The sequence below is a fragment of the Idiomarina piscisalsi genome (assembly GCF_002211765.1).
GTDB classification, from domain to species: Bacteria; Pseudomonadota; Gammaproteobacteria; order Enterobacterales; family Alteromonadaceae; genus Idiomarina; species Idiomarina piscisalsi_A.
In genome coordinates this window covers 1,428,872-1,444,309 of record NZ_CP022133.1, presented here as the reverse complement: position 1 = coordinate 1,444,309, position 15,438 = coordinate 1,428,872, and the positions used below count along the sequence as shown (strand labels likewise).

Below are 15,438 nucleotides of genomic sequence, written 5' to 3'. Positions count from 1 at the left end.
CCTTTACTGCTGTTCATTAGAGGCAGAGTTTGTAATTTGGACTGTCGCGCCTGGACGAACTTTTTGAAGGCCAGACACAATAATGGTGTCACCTTCTTTAACACCGCTGCTGATCAGCCAGTCACTGCCAATGGCTCGTTCGGTCGTTATCATGCGCTGCTCGACTTGGTTTTTGTCGTTAACCAGCATGACGTAAGGGCGACCACGCGGATCACGGGTGACGGCCTTTTGTGGTAGTAGGAGAGCCGTGTTAATAGTACCTTCACTGACTGCCGCTCTAACAAACATACCGGGATATAAGGTTTTGTCCGGGTTCGGGAAGACAGCTCTTAATAAAATTGCACCAGTATCTTCCTCAACGCTGACTTCTGAAAACAGCAGCTCGCCTTGCTGGTTAAAGTCTAAACCGTTTAGCTCTAAACGAACCGGCGCATTGCCTGATTCATTCGCTTCAATTCGACCGGACTGGATGTCAGCCTGAAGTTGCATGAATTGTTTGCTGGATTGGCTAATGTCTACGTAAATAGGGTCAAGCTGATTGATAGTAACCAGAGGTTCTTGCTGTGAAGCTGTCACTAAAGCACCTTCGGTAAAGTTTGAACGACCAATAATACCGTTAATAGGGGCATTGACCTTGGTATATTCAAGGTTGATACGAGCGTTTTTAAGTTGTGCTTCGGCTAATGCCACCGCCGCTTTATTTTGTAGATAAGTGGCTTCGGCACTGTCAAACTCGTCCTGACTGACCGCGTTTTCTTCGATAAGCTCCTGAAAACGGTTATAGCGAAGCTCTGAGCTGCGTAAAACCGCTTTTGCCCGTTGTACTTCCGCTTTGGCACTGGCTAATTCTGCTTCGTAAGTTGCCGGGTCAATTTGATACAACTGTTGACCTTTCTCGACAAAAGTACCTTCTTCAAAGGTGCGTTCTAGTAAAACACCGCTGACCTGTGGGCGAACTTCTGCAACGCGAAACGCGGCAGTACGGCCAGGCAACTGAGTGCTGAGCTCAAGAGACTCTGGTTGAACCGTTATCACTTCGACCTGTGGAGTCTGTTGCTGCTGGCTCTGCTGCGGCGCGTCACCACAGCCACTAAGGACGGCAGACGCTAAAATACCCGCTGCAAATAACGGCGCAATTTGAAAGCGCTTTTTCATCAAAATACCTCTAGCTGGTCTATTTTTAAGTACCGCAGAATTATACATACATTCATGTATGTTTGTAAAACTATTCCTCGACGGTTAAGACGATTTTGCCTATCGTTTTATGCGTTTCTAACGCCGCATGCGCCTGTTTCAAGTTTTCTGTATTCATTGAGCCAAGATTCTGGCCTAGCGTCGAGCGTATCTGATGGTTGTCGACTAAATTCGCTACCGATTGCAACAGTTCTTGCTGCTTTATCATGTCGGCGGTTGTGAACATCGAACGGGTATACATGAATTCCCAATGCAAACTGATGCTCTTCTGTTTCAATAAGCGGACATCCAAAGGCTCTGCGGGATCATCAATTAAGCTAAAGCGACCTTGGGGGCGATAAAGTCCATGCTTTGTTCGAAATACTGCTCGCTGTGCGTTAAACAGGCCACATCGGTTACCTGGCCAATATTGAGATTTTCAATTTGCTCACCCAGCGGCTTGCTGTGATCGATAACATGGTGTGCGCCCAAGGCTTTCACCCACTGTTGAGACTCAGGACGGGAAGCGGTTGCGATAACCGTAGCGTTTGTCAGTTGTACCGCCAATTGCGTAAGTATTGAACCAACACCGCCGGCACCACCTATAATGAGTAAGTTACGCTTCTCGTGAGGTGAGGGCGCATCAATCTGTAAACGGTCAAAGAGCAGCTCCCAGGCCGTAATAGTCGTTAGTGGCATAGCCGCCGCTTGAGTATCATCTAAAGTGCTAGGTGCGTGTGAGGCAATACGGTAATCAACGGCTTGATACTCTGCGTTACAGCCGGGGCGTGTTAAGTCGCCGGCATACCAGACACGGTCACCGGCGCTAAAGCCTTTCACCTTGCTACCTGTTTCAACCACTTCGCCAACAGCGTCCCAACCAATAACTTTATGACCGGACTCTGGCTCCGCGCGCATTCTGATTTTAGTGTCAACTGGGTTAACGGAAACGGCTTTCACTTTGACCAATAAGTCATGGTTACCCGCTGTTGGTTTGTCAATTTCAATGTCCTCTAAAGACTTAGGGTCATCAATAGGAAGAGATCGTTGGTATCCGACAGCACGCATCGTCTACTCCTTATTCTTGAGGTTAAATAGTTATATATACGCAGTTTAGGTCATAACGATGACTCTGCGATGAAAGAAATTAGAAAGGTTTAGGCAGAAAAGCCACTTTGTTCTAGCTCTTTGGCAAATGCGGAAAGGGCATCGACACCTTGAATATCTTCTTCTTGCAGATAAAGTCTGAAATTAGGCCACCGAGCAAACGTCTGCTCAATAGTCTCTAGATAGGCTCGCTCTTGTTCTTTACGCTTCGCCAGAAAACCACCGTCTGCTGACTCAGGTAAGATACGATTCACGACCACTCCTGAAACCGGTAGTTTTTCATCAGTCAGTGACAGTAAGGCACGTTGAGTTTCGTTAATTGGCAAACGCTCAGGCGTTAGCACGAACAAAATGCCGGTATAATTCGGGTCTTGTAACAGTCGGCGAGTACGTTGAAAAAGACGCTGTCGATTGAGTAGTTGTTCGGTAATCGCTTTGGTTTTATCCGACATTCCGTCACTGGCGTTGTCAGACGGGTTCGCCATAGGGTTATTAATGTCCTTACCGGCTTTCGGTGACAAATGCTCTAACACACTGTCGAATTCTTCTGAGCGCTTTTGCGAACGCAGCATGCCTTGTGTCCAGGCTGCCATAGCTTCGGGGAGCGATAATAAACGTAATGTATGGCCGGTCGGCGCAGTATCAAATATGAGCAAATCGTAGTCTTGCTCGGCCTGGTCAATAATGTTGCAAATGCGTTCGAGCATAGCGGCTTCCTGCGCACCCGGTGACTGCTGTGTCAATCGCATTTGCCGTTCAATTTCAGGAAATAGGTCGGGGTTGGTAAAACGCTTCATTTGCGAGCTAACACGAGCAATGTGCTCTTTCACTTCTTTATCAGGATCAATCTCCATAACCGTGAGGTTGTCAGAAACGTGGTGCAAACGATCACCGATATCCATATTGAAGACATCGGACAGGCTGTGAGCCGGGTCAGTGGATACCAGTAGCACTTTTTTGCCGTTCTTCGCAGCTAACATGGAAAGCGCGGACGAGACTGTTGTCTTGCCAACACCCCCTTTGCCGCCAACAAGTAAGATTTTTTTACTGGATAACTGCATACAACGAGCTCTTTAGTGGAGGGTGAAAAAATCGACTAGCAGCAACGGAAGTGGTCAAGCGGTGAGTGCTCCATCCCCATTCTTTTGTGCCATTCGTGAAAGCGTTCGAGCATTAACGGTTGTAATTCTAATGTGTAATAAGCGGCCGGATTCGGCACGCCCATTATCTCGGAGTAAACTAAGAGCATGAACAAGTCATCTTCGTCGCGTTTAGCGCGAGCGATGGCAGAGCGGTAGGGGGCGTTATAAAACTCGTTGACCAATTCGCCCGCTCGGCTGAACCATCGTTTTACCGAATGAATGTTCATGCTCATATCAATTACCCGTTACTTTTCTCAGCTTTTTGTTCCTTCTTAATCTTCGACAAGCTGGCACTTGCTTCCAGAGCAATCCAGATAGCTGCTACAAGAACCACAAGGTCAAGAGATAACAGGAACCAGTCGCCTTTATCGTAGAAGCCTTTCAGCTGAACGATAAGCGCGAATACCGTCATTATTAATAAGAAAATAAGCGGCAATAAGGTGTAATACATTGGACGGCCTAAACGTACCAACATAACGGTAATCACCAACAGTGTGAGCCCGGCAAGTAGCTGGTTAGTCGTACCAAACAGAGGCCAAATGACCAGACCGCCTGTACCGTCAGCTCCGCCGGCTCCGAAGGCTAGCAATAAACATGAACCGACGGCTAGTAAGGTGGCAGGCAAGGCTTTTTGCATCCAGCGAATGTTGTATAGACCTCCCCACTCCTGGAAAATATAGCGCTGCAGACGAAGACCGGTGTCCATTGTCGTACCGGCAAATAACACCGCCATGACGGTCAATAATGTTTCAGCAATATCGGCTTCCAGACCAATACCCTGACTAATAATGTTGGCACCACCTTCAACGAATGCCGAAACACCGCCTTGACCAAATGACGAGTAGACGGCTTCCCAGTCAGCCAGTGTCGCAAAACCTGCGGTAGCTGCAATAATGGTTGCCAGTGACAGCGAGCCTTCACCGATAGCGCCGAAATAACCAACAAAGCGTGCGTCCGTTTCTTTGTCCAGCTGCTTAGAGGTGGTTCCTGAAGCCACCAAACCGTGGAAACCGGAAATTGCACCACAGGCAATGGTAACAAAAAGCAACGGCAGCATGGATGGCGTGCCTTCAGGCGTATTGGTGTTAAACGCCGGAGCAGAAATCTCAGGCCCCAAGAGTAGGGTGGCGCCGTAAAGAAGAATCAGGCCAATAAATAGTTGCAGACCGTTAATGTAGTCACGTGGTTGTAACAGCACCCAAACTGGCAGTAACGAAGCAATAGCCGCGTAACCAAACAGAATAAGTACCCATTGCGCATTATCGCTGACACCCATAACGGTCTCAGGTAACTCCAGAGGCACTGATGGTCCAATCCAAATTAGTACGTACAAAGCGATGACACCAAGCACGGAAATCATGCCAAGCCCCATCCACTTGCGGAAAATGATTTGACCGATAATGAGCGCAACAAAGATGGCCCCCCATACCGGCACAACGGAGCTTGAGAATTTAATCAGCAAACCTGAAATTGCGGTGGCAAATACGGCGTTAACCATTAGCAATACCAGGAAAATGACAATCATAAATAATGTCTGCGAGCGTTTCCCAACAACATCACCAGTTAAATTACCGATAGACTTAGCTTTGTTGCGGTTACTTGCCCAAATGGCGCCAGCGTCATGAACACCCGCGAAGAAAATCGTACCAAAAACGACCCACAAAAATGCGGGAACCCAGCCCCAGATAACCGCAATTGCTGGTCCGATGATAGGAGCAGCACCTGCAACAGAAGTAAAATGGTGACCCCAAAGTACGTATTTATTGGTCGGAACAAAGTCGACGCCGTCTTCGAGTTCATGGGCGGGGGTTTTAAAATTAGGATCAAGCTTAAAGATTTTTTCGGCAATGAATTTTGAGTAAAACACATAACCGAGAAACATTGCGCCTAAACCTAAAAGCATCATGACGATAGCGTTCATGGCGTTAGCCTCGTTGTTATTGGGTTAGAATGACATTGATCAAATACAGTGCGCTAGTGTAGCGCATATTCAATAATAGTGTGCATTCGACCAATGTCTAATTGTTTGTCTAACCCCTTAATTACCTTCCCGATCCTCTCATGAGGCGAACAACCAGAGATATCGCAAACAGAATAATAAAGATATAGAAAATGATTTTGGCGATTTCAGCAGCGGCACCTGCAATTCCACCAAAACCAAATATCGCTGCGATGACAGCGACGACTAAAAAGATTAATACCCAACGTAACATAAGCACCTCTTTTTTATGAGATTTTAAGTGTCACTAGTTAAGGTAGACCAGGAATTTACGCTTTGCCAGCAAAGAAAATGTAAAGGTTGTGAGGAAAGAAGGATGATAGGGAAGAGATAAAAGACACTGCCTGGAATACCAGGCAGTGTCTGACTTTAAGGTTCTATGCAGACCTTAGTGTGATTGCGCCGCAGCTTCCTCATCCGCTGCTGCTTTATCTTTTAGCGGTTGTGCGTAAACGTCGATGCGATCGCCTAGGTAAATCGCATTGCTCAACAGTTTTGCTGTGCCCCAGAAATAAGCACGGAAGTTTACGTTATCCGTGAAAGCAATAACATGACCGTCACCAAAGCGATGTGCCGCAATGTTGGTTTTACCTTTCAGAATGTCGCGGTTGCGCTCGTCTGCATAGCCACTCAGTAAGAGTTTGTTGCTGTATTTAGCAACAGACACAAAAGGTGACTCTGGTGTTTCAAATGCTTCTAATGAGCTTTTGAATACCGGCATATTTTCGCGCGGGAAGCCATAGAACAACGGGTGTGAAGTGTCTACGTCCATCGAGAAAATAGCGCCGGCAATACGTTGCTCTGCGTAGAAGTCATCTCGCTCCTGGTAGGTCAGGCCGTCCTGTTTGAACGCATTTTGAAACACCTCGCTGTCCACATAGCGAGCGTGCAGCAAACCATTGTTTGACAGCCATTCAGCGCCGCCACGTTGACCAATAAGGACGCCACCTTGCTGAACCCACTGTTTTAGCTTCTCTTTGATGTCATCTGAAAGGTAACTGTTGTACCAGCCATCGACCATAATAATGTGGGAATAGCGGATTAAATCAACACGTGAGAGGCGATCGGTATCGACCATCGAAAGCGGAATACCCACATGGCGATCCAGGTAGTACCAAGCTTCGCCAGCTTCGTATAGGTTAACGCCGTCACCAGTCATCATCATCACGCTCGGCTTTTCGACCGGCTGAATGTTACGGCTGCCTAAATCGACGCCTTCAGGTGTCAGGCCTGTGCTAATTGAGGTAACCGCCACTTTGTGCTCTTTTGCCAGGGTGGCTAAAATGCGCTGCACCTGATGCCACTCTTTGTTCTGGTACGCCTTAGGCACAATAACCGCACCCGGCTCAAAAGTTTTACGTTGCCCCTGAGCTTTTACGGCAAATGACTTGGTTGATTGACGAGCGTGAATGTTGTTTTCAAGCAAGCTTTGTAACAGCGCCGGTGCATTGTAGTTGTCCCAGTTGAAAGCATAAGCGTAGGCGTCTTCCAATGTCGTTTGCTGTTGAACCGGCGCATCCCATGCGTTGTCTGCAATTTGGATGCGACCCCGGTGGGTCGTAAACGGTAAGTTGAACGCGTGCGCTAAGGTCCAGCCTGACACATCGTAGAAAGTGTTGTCGGGGAAGTCTTTGCGAGTGCTGAAGATACCCTGAATTAAGCCAAACTGGTCTTGCTTCGCTGGAATGAAGTAGCTTTGGCCAGCTTTGTACACTTCACCGTCTTTTTCGATGTCCTTTTCAATGCGATAGCCTTCGATTCCGTGCTGTTTCAAAATATCAACGAAGCCTTGCAGGCGTGAAGCGTCTGTTGCATCGCCAACCAGATAACCATCGAAGTTTTGGCTAGCGGCTGCTTCCAGTGCATTGTCGTACGCTTGCTCCTGAAAACGAATAAAGCGAGCTTTGCTTTTATGAGCGCCGTAAATGGTGCTAAGTGAGGCAACAAACTGATTGCGAATCGTGAATGGGAAGGCCACTTCACCGTTTACGGAATCCTGCAGGTGTCCACGACTTGATGCCTGCTCAAATAAAATACCAACGGCACCCTGAATATCAGGGTAGGTTGAACCTTTACCGTAATAGAAATCATCGAATGACTCTTCGGTATAATAAAGGCTACCAATATCATCCAGCGAGTCCGCATGCTCTGCTGCTAATATCTCGGTCAAACGTACATTCTCATCCGGTGTCAGCGGGTTTTTCCGTGACGGGATGCCTGGCTGAAAGAAGTAAGTGCTGTTAGTGCCCATTTCGTGGTAATCGGTGAGCACGTTTGGCTTCCATTTCTGGAAGTTAGCGATTCGAGCTCGTGACTCAGGGTGTTGCAACAGCAACCAGTCACGGTTCAGATCAAACCAGTAGTGATTCACGCGGCCACGAACAAACGGCTGTACGTGTTCACGACTTTGTGGGTCTGCGACCAGGTTTTGGCTTTTATGCTGGTTTGCCCATTGCGCAAAACGCGCCAAGCCGTCTGGGTTGAATGCCGGGTCTAAAAGCACCACTGAATCGTTTAATACAGCGTCAATAGCTTCGCCTTGCGCTGCCGCCAGGTAATAAGCCAATAAAATAGCCGCATTACTGCCACTGGACTCGTCACCGTGAATACTGTAGCCCATGTATAAGACTAAGGGCGTGTTGTTAGGATCGGCATCGCGAGAGGTATCAGCCGCCGCTAAGTGACGCTTGCGGACGTCTTCAATGTTTTTGTGGTTATCCGGTGACGTCACCGTTAGCAAGACTAACGGGCGCTGCTCATGAGTTCGTCCCGTTTCTTCAATGGTAATGCGATCAGACTCTTCCGCCAGTAGCTTCATGTAGTTAACAATCTGCTCTGGGCGAGCGTGCCAGTCGCCAACGTTATAACCCAGCGCTTCTTTAGGCTTGGTTATGCTTTCGTCATAGCTGACATCCGAGGGTAAGTAGTACGACAAGTTCTCGGCAGAGACTATCGATGGTACCGCAACGATAGCGACTGTGAGCGCACTGACGTAACGAATGCACTTTCGTAACATACGGGCTTCCTTCTTATTCTAGTGACTATTATGAGTGACTTTACCCTAACAGATACTGGTAGATAAGCGCTTCTTTTTCGGTGTTTCGTTTCATTCCTGAGGTAAATGACTAGACAGATTAAGGCTGCAAGTCACGTTTTATTGGCTGTTGTAACGAAATTAATGTTTCTGTTGACTGTATTTCTGGTATGGCTTGAATGCGGTTAATCAGAATATGCTGTAAGTCGTCAATTGAGCGGGTCAGTATTTTGATAAACACATTGTACTGACCGGTGGTGTAGTGTGCCTCGATGACTTCCTCTAACTTTTCAAGCTTAGCGATAGCAGCCGGATAATCACCGGCCTGACGCAAAGTAATACCAATAAAGCAGCATACTTCATAACCCAATGCTTTTGAGTTAACCAGCAAATGTGTACCGTCAATAATGCCTGCGGCGCGCATCTTTTCGACACGAACATGAATGGTTGCGGGGCTCACTTTGTAGCGCTTAGCGATGTCGCTGTAGGCTTTGCGAGCGTCGGCTAATAATTCTGACAGTATATTTTTGTCCAAATTGTCGATTTGATAATTTTGCGTTGCTTTTTTCATGATGCGTTAACGTTTTAATGAATATATTGGGTTTAATTTTAAATTATTCACAGTGAAACGCTAATTTTATTTTTACCTGTTGAATGCCTGTCGTTTTTTAGTGTTAATAAGTTAACAAACGGCGGGAGATACTTATGAAATATTCATTTTTAAAACGACAGCAACTCATTCGACAAATTAAAGCGCAATTTACCCAGGAACTGGCTGAGGCGCTCAACCTAGCTGAGGTTCAGGCGCCGTTACTAAGCGAGTGCGGAACCGGCGTGCAGGATGATCTTTCAGGAAAGGAGCAGTCCGTCAAAGTGTCCATAAAAGCGATTCCGAATAAAACCTACGAAGTGGTGCATTCGTTAGCGAAGTGGAAGCGACAAGTATTAGGTGAGTATGGCTTTAGCGAAGGTGAAGGCATTTTAACGCATATGACGGCGTTACGTCCGGATGAGGAAATACTGGGGCAAAAGCACTCCGTTTATGTCGATCAATGGGACTGGGAAAAAGTCATCACTGATAAACAACGAAGTGTTGGCTACTTGAAACACACGGTTGGGCTTATCTATTCAGCGTTGCTGAACACTATCGAGCGTATTCCTGACATTCGCTCTGTCGGGACAGCGTTACCAAAAAAGGTTTATTTTATTCACAGCGAAACCTTGGCTCAGCAATATCCGGAACTCAGCCCGAAGCAGCGCGAGCGAGCCATTACCCAAACGCAAGGCGCCGTATTTATTATTGGTATTGGAGCTCGTTTAAGTGATGGCAAACCTCATGATATGCGGGCACCTGATTACGATGACTGGAGCAGCATAGCCGAGACAGGTGAAACGGGACTAAACGGCGACTTATTGGTATGGCATGAGGCTATTGATGATGCGTTGGAGCTTTCGTCGATGGGAATTCGAGTGGATAAGAAATCATTGCAACGACAATTAGAGTTGAGCCATGTACCGTCTAAAGCAACGTTGCCCTGGCATCGCTCTTTGCTAGAGGGGAAGTTGCCATTAACGGTAGGTGGTGGTATTGGTCAGTCGCGAGTAGTGATGTTTCTAATGCAGGAAAACCACATTGCTAAAGTGCAAACCAGTGTCTGGCCTGACGACGTCCAACAAAGCGCAAAGCCGCCTCTTGAATTTAAACAGGCAACGCCAATATAAGAGGTATCAGTTATTGCTTTGAGTGGTTATGAAATATTCATTATTGGATTTAGCGCCGGTGACTGAAGAGGGAACCGTTGCTCAGGCATTGCAAAACTCGGCTGATTTAGCCCGGCACGCTGAAAAATGGGGTTACTCCCGTTTCTGGATGGCAGAGCACCACAATATGGAGGGCATAGCGTCAGCCGCAACGGCGGTGGCATTAAGTTATGTCGCCAGTAAAACAGAGCGTATCAGAGTGGGATCGGCCGGAATCATGTTGCCGAACCATGCACCTTTTATAGTGGCAGAGCAGTTTGGCACTCTAGATGCGCTATACCCGGGGCGAGTGGATTTAGGATTAGGCAGAGCGCCGGGCACGGATGGCGCGACACTACGAGCCTTACGCCGTAGCCCAAATGATGCGGAAAACTTTCCGCGCGATGTACAAGAACTGCTGAGTTACCTTGCTGAGGCTCAGCCCGCCGATGTCATAAAAGCGGTGCCGGGTTATGGGCAGAAGATACCCGTTTGGTTACTAGGCTCAAGTACCTTTGGCGCACAATTGGCTGCCCATTTAGGGCTGCCTTACGCCTTTGCCTCTCACTTCGCGCCGGATTATTTGCATCATGCATTAAAAGCGTACCGGGACAACTTTAAACCGTCACAATATTTAGATAAGCCTTACGCTGCCGCCGCGATGAACGTATTTGCTGCCGACACAGGAAACGACGCAAGGCAGATGATGACCTCTATGCAGCAACAATTTATTGCGCTTAGGCGGGGAATGCCAGGTAAATTGAAAGCACCAGTTTATGATATTAGTCGTGTTGGCTCACCTCAGGAAATTGCCGGCGCAAACCATGCGCTCACTTATACTGCCGTAGGTACCAAAGACACGGTCAGTCGTCATATGAATCAGTTTATCGAGGAAACCAGTATTGATGAGCTCATTGTAACCTGCCATGCGTACGACCATAAGGCTCGTTTAAGAAGCTTGGAGATTGCCGGTGAGATATTAAACGCGCGTTAAGCAAGAGGCTGATATGTGCTAAGCTGTCGGTCTTAATTTACCATTAGTTGAGTTTTCGATTTATGCGTATCGTTATTCGTTATTTCTTCCGCTTGGTTCGTCTTATTTTAATGCCGTTCATGATAATTGGCGAAAAGCTGACAACGCCAAAGGGTGTTGATCGCAGTGCAGAAGAGCAGAGTAAAGTGGACGAACAATGTAAAAGCCTGGCGTTATACCAATTTAAAACCTGTCCATTTTGTATAAAGGTCCGCAAAACCATTGCGCGTTTGTCACTACCTATTGAAACCCGTGATGCCCAGCATGATAAGACTCACAGAGCGGATTTGGAGCAGGGCGGCGGTAAGGTGAAAGTGCCTTGTTTACGTATTAGTGAAGATGACGGCTCAACTACCTGGATGTATGAGTCTGATGATATCAACCAATATTTGGAAAAGCGTTTCGGTTAAAGTGGCCACATTAACGCGGTCGGTTTGGACCTAACCAACGCTCTAACGCCCGTTGAAACTCTGAATTGCTTTGCACCGAGCTAATAGCGCTGTTCAGAGTTTCTATGGTGCGTTTACCCCATTCGTTTCGTGTACAGCCAACAGCGCCCTCTATGACCTCGCCGGCGTATTCTGCTATCGGAATAAAGCTGAGTTTATCACCGTCGTCGTGGGTGCGTTGATAGTAGGTTTTAACCATTTCGTAGTCGACGGTGTAGTCAATACGGTCGTTGAGTATCATGGCCAGGACATTAACATGCGATTGTTGTCCGCTAATGAAACTGAAATTACTGGCATTAAGCAGGTAGTCGTCGATAAATGGCTGTAATTTTCCATAGCGCCGTTCATCCGGTTGTCCAAACCGTAAATCAGTGTCTTTCGCAAGCTGTTCAAACTGAATCGGGTAACCATATTTGGCGGTGATGTACTGACCGGTGTCGCGATCGGTGATCACCCCATGTGGGGCATATTTGTGTGTCGTATCACTGTAGAGAAAAGTGGTGTTATAAGCGCTGTTTTTAATGACGCAGGGAAAGCACAGGTTCTTGTTGCGTTTCATTATCATGGTGATGCGTCGTGACGGAAGCTTTCTTATATTATGGACATGTTGGGGTAATTCTTGTTGAAACGCACTGACCAACGCATCGCAAACGCCAGCGTCTTTGTATTCACCATCGTAAATATGAAAAGGTGGTGCCGAGTTAACGCCCCAGGTAATATCGTTGTTCGCCACAGCGCTTGCCGACAGGAGGGCACCCGATAAAGCGGGTACTAACGCAAGTAGCGAGAAACCGTTTTTTATAGGCATAATCATCTCCTATGCGCACTGTGCTTTTTAGCTGAATCCATACTCTTAGTTTTAGCGTAAGTTAAACAAAAAATATAGGGCTTTGATATATGAATGTTGTTTTTAGTCATGGTAAGGAAAGTGGCCCATGGGGAACTAAAATCAAAGAAATGGCCAAGATTGCTGAAAGTAAAGGGTTTAAGGTAGCCAGTATCGATTATCAGGGCATTGATGATGTTGATAATCGTGTTAATAAACTTCGAGAAAAATTAACATTAGTTGATGGTTCTGTTGTTTTAGTTGGCTCCAGCATGGGTGGGTACGTGGCCACAGCTTGTTCCGAATTTTTGGCCTGCAAGGGACTGTTTGTTCTGGCACCGGCTTTTTACTTAGGTGGTAATGTGGACTTTGATGCGGTGACAGTACCTAAACGGACGACAGTTGTGCATGGTTGGCAGGACGATATAGTGCCCGTCGAAAATAGCTGGCGCTTCGCAAAGCAGCATTCAACAGAATTGCATATACTGAATGATGACCATCGTTTAATTACGACGCTACCTAAAGTTACTGAGTTGTTTTCTCAGTTTTTAGATGATATTGAGGCGTAAAACATTCAAAAGGAGTGATTGATGAGCGAATTTCCGATTGCAAAACCACTGCTCGAAGACAGTTATTTTTTAACGGACTGGCCATTGTGTCAGGTGAGGGTAATGGATGACGCTCAGTATCCTTGGTTTCTGCTCATTCCACGAGTGGAAGATGCCCGCGAAATCTGTGACCTGAATGAAGAGCAGCAACTGCAATTTTTGCACGAAAGTTCGTTTTTAAGTCATTGGCTAAAGGCTGAATACAAGCCCGATAAACTCAATGTGGCGGCATTGGGGAATAGAGTACCACAACTGCATATTCATCATATTGCGCGGTTTATTAGTGACGTTTCCTGGCCTGATCCGGTATGGGGCAAAAAACCAATGCAGCCGCTTTCTGATAAAGAAGTGGCGCGGCTGCAAGAGTTGTTTGCCGACATTACGTTTTAAACTGTTCCAGTTGTTTGCGAAGGCTATCAGCCAGTGACGACATTTGCTCGCACTCGCTATGGCTTTCGCGAACAGCTGTCGATACTTGTGTCGCAAAATCAGCAATGGACTGGATATTAGCCGCGACATCCTGACTCACTGACGCTTGCTCTTCTGTTGCGGTCGCTATTTGCGTGCTCATATCCGCTGTTTCCTGAATTAAGTTCACAAGTTCATTCAGTTTATTATCCGCATCGCTGAGTTTTTCACTGGTGCTTTGCGCTTGTTTACGATTATGCTCCATTGCTGAAACTGCATTGCGGGAGCCATCTTGTAAACGCGTTATTTTCTGGCGAATTTCTTCCGTTGATTGACTGGTTCGCTGTGACAAGGTTCTGACCTCATCAGCAACAACCGCAAAACCACGACCCGCTTCACCTGCCCGGGCTGACTCAATTGCCGCGTTCAGCGCAAGTAGGTTGGTTTGCTCCGAAATACCCTCAATGGTATCAATGACGGTCACAATGCTTTCGACGTCGTTGGCCAGGTTCTCTACCGAGCTAGCTGCTTTTTGCATCGAGTCGGACAACTCATGCATGGTATTGACCGCTTGGCGCAACTGCTCTTGATTCTGCTCGGTTGTCGAACGAGATTCTGACGCATGGCTGGCGGTTTGGTTCGCATTTTCAGCAATCTCACGAACCGTGGTTTCCATTTCATTCATAGCAACCGCGACTTGGTCTGTTTTGTTTTCCTGCTCATTCGATAAACCGTCAATTTGCGTCATCGATTTATCAATGGACGTGACTTTTTCATTGACTTCATACGCGGTATTGCGAACGTGGGTAATGATACTGCCCAGGTTTGCCACAAACGCATTGAACCCTTTTGCTAAGTCACCAATCTCGTCATTGCTGTCAATATCCAGTCGTTGCGTCAAGTCGCCGCCCTCGTTGGACATACGATTAAGGTTTTTGGCCACATATTTAATAGGGCGAACAATTTTCTTAGCGTAGAACCAGCTACCTACAACAAAGGCTGTGCCAATAACGATACTGAGAATAACAATGGCGGTAATGGTCTGGTTGAGGCCGGAATATAGCTCAGACTCTGGCATTTCAATAATAATGCGCCAGTTGGTGTTAGGCAGGTCAGTGCTGGCAACAATCCAGTCTTCACCTCCGTGAGAACTGTAGCCAGCTTCGAATTCGGAGTTGCTCAACATTTGATTGGCGACGTCAGCGTCTACTTCTGAAGAGAGACTTCTAAAGTCATTAATAGACGGGTGTACCTGAATTTTGCCACTTTCGTTAACGAGGTAAGCGATACCCGTCTGACCCACCTGAAAGTTCGCAATGGCGTCTTGTAATGCTTTCAAACTTTGCCCAATACCACCCACACCTAAAGTTTCACCATTGTCGCTAATGCGGACGTTCACAAAGACTGTCGGCGTGCCAGAATTTTCATCAACGTCAAAATTCAATGCTTGCTCGTCGTCACTTTCGACAAAGTTGTAAAACCAGTCATCGCGTTCTACCGACGGGGAGACTTGCTTTAAGATACCATCTGCGGTGTAGTAGTTTCGGCTTCGGGTACTGACTGCAAAGGCGGCAACAGCGTTTCTATTGGTATAGATGCGATTCAGGTACTGTGTGATGTCGTCCTGAACCTGTTTACTGTTGTCGTTTTTTAACGCATTAATAAGGTATTGATTGTTGGCAATTTCTTGTGAAACTAAGATGGGGGTATTAATCAGCTCGCTGATTTCACCTCTTATTTCACCTAAGGTAGCGGGTAATTCCTGCTCGATGACTCGCTCTTCAATCAGTGAGCGCATCATGTAAGTAGAAATACCGAGGGCGATAACGAGTAGCGTTGTTAAGGCAATGGCCATGCTCAGGGTTAATTTATTTTGCAAATTCATGCTTACCTCAATTAATACGAACTATTTGCTTGCC

General features: G+C 46.9%; 14 protein-coding genes and 1 pseudogene. 5 read left to right on the top strand and 10 right to left on the bottom strand.

Annotated features, from left to right (window positions below; translation table 11 throughout):
- Positions 1-3: 3 nt before the first annotated feature.
- The 8 genes and pseudogenes from CEW91_RS06970 to asnC all read right to left on the bottom strand — a co-directional run bounded on the left by CEW91_RS06970 (position 4) and on the right by asnC (position 9,026).
- The gene (locus CEW91_RS06970) at positions 4-1,155 is read right to left on the bottom strand and encodes an efflux RND transporter periplasmic adaptor subunit (protein WP_088768292.1); all 1,152 of its coding nucleotides are present in this window, start codon (positions 1,153-1,155) and stop codon (positions 4-6) included.
- 70 nt (positions 1,156-1,225) lie between these two features.
- A pseudogene (locus CEW91_RS06965) lies at positions 1,226-2,241 on the bottom strand (zinc-binding alcohol dehydrogenase family protein).
- 89 nt (positions 2,242-2,330) lie between these two features.
- On the bottom strand, positions 2,331-3,341 hold the full coding sequence (locus CEW91_RS06960) for an ArsA family ATPase (protein ID WP_088768291.1): 1,011 nt from the start codon (positions 3,339-3,341) through the stop codon (positions 2,331-2,333).
- Between the two features lie 35 nt (positions 3,342-3,376).
- Positions 3,377-3,649, bottom strand: a complete 273-nt coding sequence (locus tag CEW91_RS06955; protein ID WP_058579233.1) for a cory-CC-star protein — start codon at positions 3,647-3,649, stop codon at positions 3,377-3,379.
- A gap of 11 nt (positions 3,650-3,660) precedes the next feature.
- The gene (locus CEW91_RS06950; RefSeq protein WP_088768290.1) at positions 3,661-5,343 is read right to left on the bottom strand and encodes a carbon starvation CstA family protein; all 1,683 of its coding nucleotides are present in this window, start codon (positions 5,341-5,343) and stop codon (positions 3,661-3,663) included.
- A gap of 121 nt (positions 5,344-5,464) precedes the next feature.
- A complete protein-coding gene (locus CEW91_RS06945) occupies positions 5,465-5,635 on the bottom strand; it encodes a DUF1328 family protein (protein WP_088768289.1) in 171 nt (56 codons plus the stop codon).
- Positions 5,636-5,809: 174 nt separating this feature from the next.
- Positions 5,810-8,437 (bottom strand): M14 metallopeptidase family protein, encoded by a 2,628-nt coding sequence (locus CEW91_RS06940; protein ID WP_088768288.1) that lies wholly within the window; start codon positions 8,435-8,437, stop codon positions 5,810-5,812.
- A 118-nt stretch (positions 8,438-8,555) separates the two neighbouring features.
- A complete protein-coding gene (gene asnC / locus CEW91_RS06935) occupies positions 8,556-9,026 on the bottom strand; it encodes a transcriptional regulator AsnC (RefSeq protein WP_088768287.1) in 471 nt (156 codons plus the stop codon).
- 134 nt (positions 9,027-9,160) lie between these two features.
- On the opposite strand from asnC, the gene asnA reads away from it, so the two are divergent.
- The 3 genes from asnA to CEW91_RS06920 all read left to right on the top strand — a co-directional run bounded on the left by asnA (position 9,161) and on the right by CEW91_RS06920 (position 11,638).
- Positions 9,161-10,177, top strand: a complete 1,017-nt coding sequence (gene asnA / locus CEW91_RS06930; RefSeq protein WP_088768286.1) for an aspartate--ammonia ligase — start codon at positions 9,161-9,163, stop codon at positions 10,175-10,177.
- A gap of 28 nt (positions 10,178-10,205) precedes the next feature.
- The gene (locus CEW91_RS06925; protein ID WP_088768285.1) at positions 10,206-11,189 is read left to right on the top strand and encodes an LLM class flavin-dependent oxidoreductase; all 984 of its coding nucleotides are present in this window, start codon (positions 10,206-10,208) and stop codon (positions 11,187-11,189) included.
- 62 nt (positions 11,190-11,251) lie between these two features.
- Complete coding sequence (locus tag CEW91_RS06920; protein ID WP_088768284.1) at positions 11,252-11,638, top strand: glutaredoxin family protein; 387 nt, start codon at positions 11,252-11,254, stop codon at positions 11,636-11,638.
- A 10-nt stretch (positions 11,639-11,648) separates the two neighbouring features.
- Here the strand turns inward: CEW91_RS06920 and CEW91_RS06915 are convergent, their stop codons facing one another.
- Positions 11,649-12,485 (bottom strand): hypothetical protein, encoded by an 837-nt coding sequence (locus tag CEW91_RS06915; RefSeq protein ID WP_088768283.1) that lies wholly within the window; start codon positions 12,483-12,485, stop codon positions 11,649-11,651.
- An 89-nt stretch (positions 12,486-12,574) separates the two neighbouring features.
- On the opposite strand from CEW91_RS06915, the gene CEW91_RS06910 reads away from it, so the two are divergent.
- Complete coding sequence (locus tag CEW91_RS06910; RefSeq protein WP_088768282.1) at positions 12,575-13,072, top strand: alpha/beta hydrolase; 498 nt, start codon at positions 12,575-12,577, stop codon at positions 13,070-13,072.
- Positions 13,073-13,093: 21 nt separating this feature from the next.
- A complete protein-coding gene (locus tag CEW91_RS06905; protein WP_088768281.1) occupies positions 13,094-13,501 on the top strand; it encodes an HIT domain-containing protein in 408 nt (135 codons plus the stop codon).
- Here the strand turns inward: CEW91_RS06905 and CEW91_RS06900 are convergent.
- Positions 13,491-15,404, bottom strand: a complete 1,914-nt coding sequence (locus CEW91_RS06900) for a methyl-accepting chemotaxis protein (RefSeq protein WP_088768280.1) — start codon at positions 15,402-15,404, stop codon at positions 13,491-13,493. The two genes, CEW91_RS06905 and CEW91_RS06900, sit on opposite strands and share 11 nt — an antisense overlap.
- Positions 15,405-15,438 lie beyond the last annotated feature (34 nt).

What these genes read in the sequence shown, in the direction of transcription:
- CEW91_RS06970 (WP_088768292.1), bottom strand. Translation starts at nt 1,155, where the DNA reads ATGAAAAAGCGCTTTCAAATTGCGCCGTTATTTGCAGCGGGTATTTTA.
- CEW91_RS06960 (WP_088768291.1), bottom strand. Translation starts at nt 3,341, where the DNA reads ATGCAGTTATCCAGTAAAAAAATCTTACTTGTTGGCGGCAAAGGGGGT.
- CEW91_RS06955 (WP_058579233.1), bottom strand. Translation starts at nt 3,649, where the DNA reads ATGAACATTCATTCGGTAAAACGATGGTTCAGCCGAGCGGGCGAATTG.
- CEW91_RS06950 (WP_088768290.1), bottom strand. Translation starts at nt 5,343, where the DNA reads ATGAACGCTATCGTCATGATGCTTTTAGGTTTAGGCGCAATGTTTCTC.
- CEW91_RS06945 (WP_088768289.1), bottom strand. Translation starts at nt 5,635, where the DNA reads ATGTTACGTTGGGTATTAATCTTTTTAGTCGTCGCTGTCATCGCAGCG.
- CEW91_RS06940 (WP_088768288.1), bottom strand. Translation starts at nt 8,437, where the DNA reads ATGTTACGAAAGTGCATTCGTTACGTCAGTGCGCTCACAGTCGCTATC.
- asnC (WP_088768287.1), bottom strand. Translation starts at nt 9,026, where the DNA reads ATGAAAAAAGCAACGCAAAATTATCAAATCGACAATTTGGACAAAAAT.
- asnA (WP_088768286.1), top strand. Translation starts at nt 9,161, where the DNA reads ATGAAATATTCATTTTTAAAACGACAGCAACTCATTCGACAAATTAAA.
- CEW91_RS06925 (WP_088768285.1), top strand. Translation starts at nt 10,206, where the DNA reads ATGAAATATTCATTATTGGATTTAGCGCCGGTGACTGAAGAGGGAACC.
- CEW91_RS06920 (WP_088768284.1), top strand. Translation starts at nt 11,252, where the DNA reads ATGCGTATCGTTATTCGTTATTTCTTCCGCTTGGTTCGTCTTATTTTA.
- CEW91_RS06915 (WP_088768283.1), bottom strand. Translation starts at nt 12,485, where the DNA reads ATGCCTATAAAAAACGGTTTCTCGCTACTTGCGTTAGTACCCGCTTTA.
- CEW91_RS06910 (WP_088768282.1), top strand. Translation starts at nt 12,575, where the DNA reads ATGAATGTTGTTTTTAGTCATGGTAAGGAAAGTGGCCCATGGGGAACT.
- CEW91_RS06905 (WP_088768281.1), top strand. Translation starts at nt 13,094, where the DNA reads ATGAGCGAATTTCCGATTGCAAAACCACTGCTCGAAGACAGTTATTTT.
- CEW91_RS06900 (WP_088768280.1), bottom strand. Translation starts at nt 15,404, where the DNA reads ATGAATTTGCAAAATAAATTAACCCTGAGCATGGCCATTGCCTTAACA.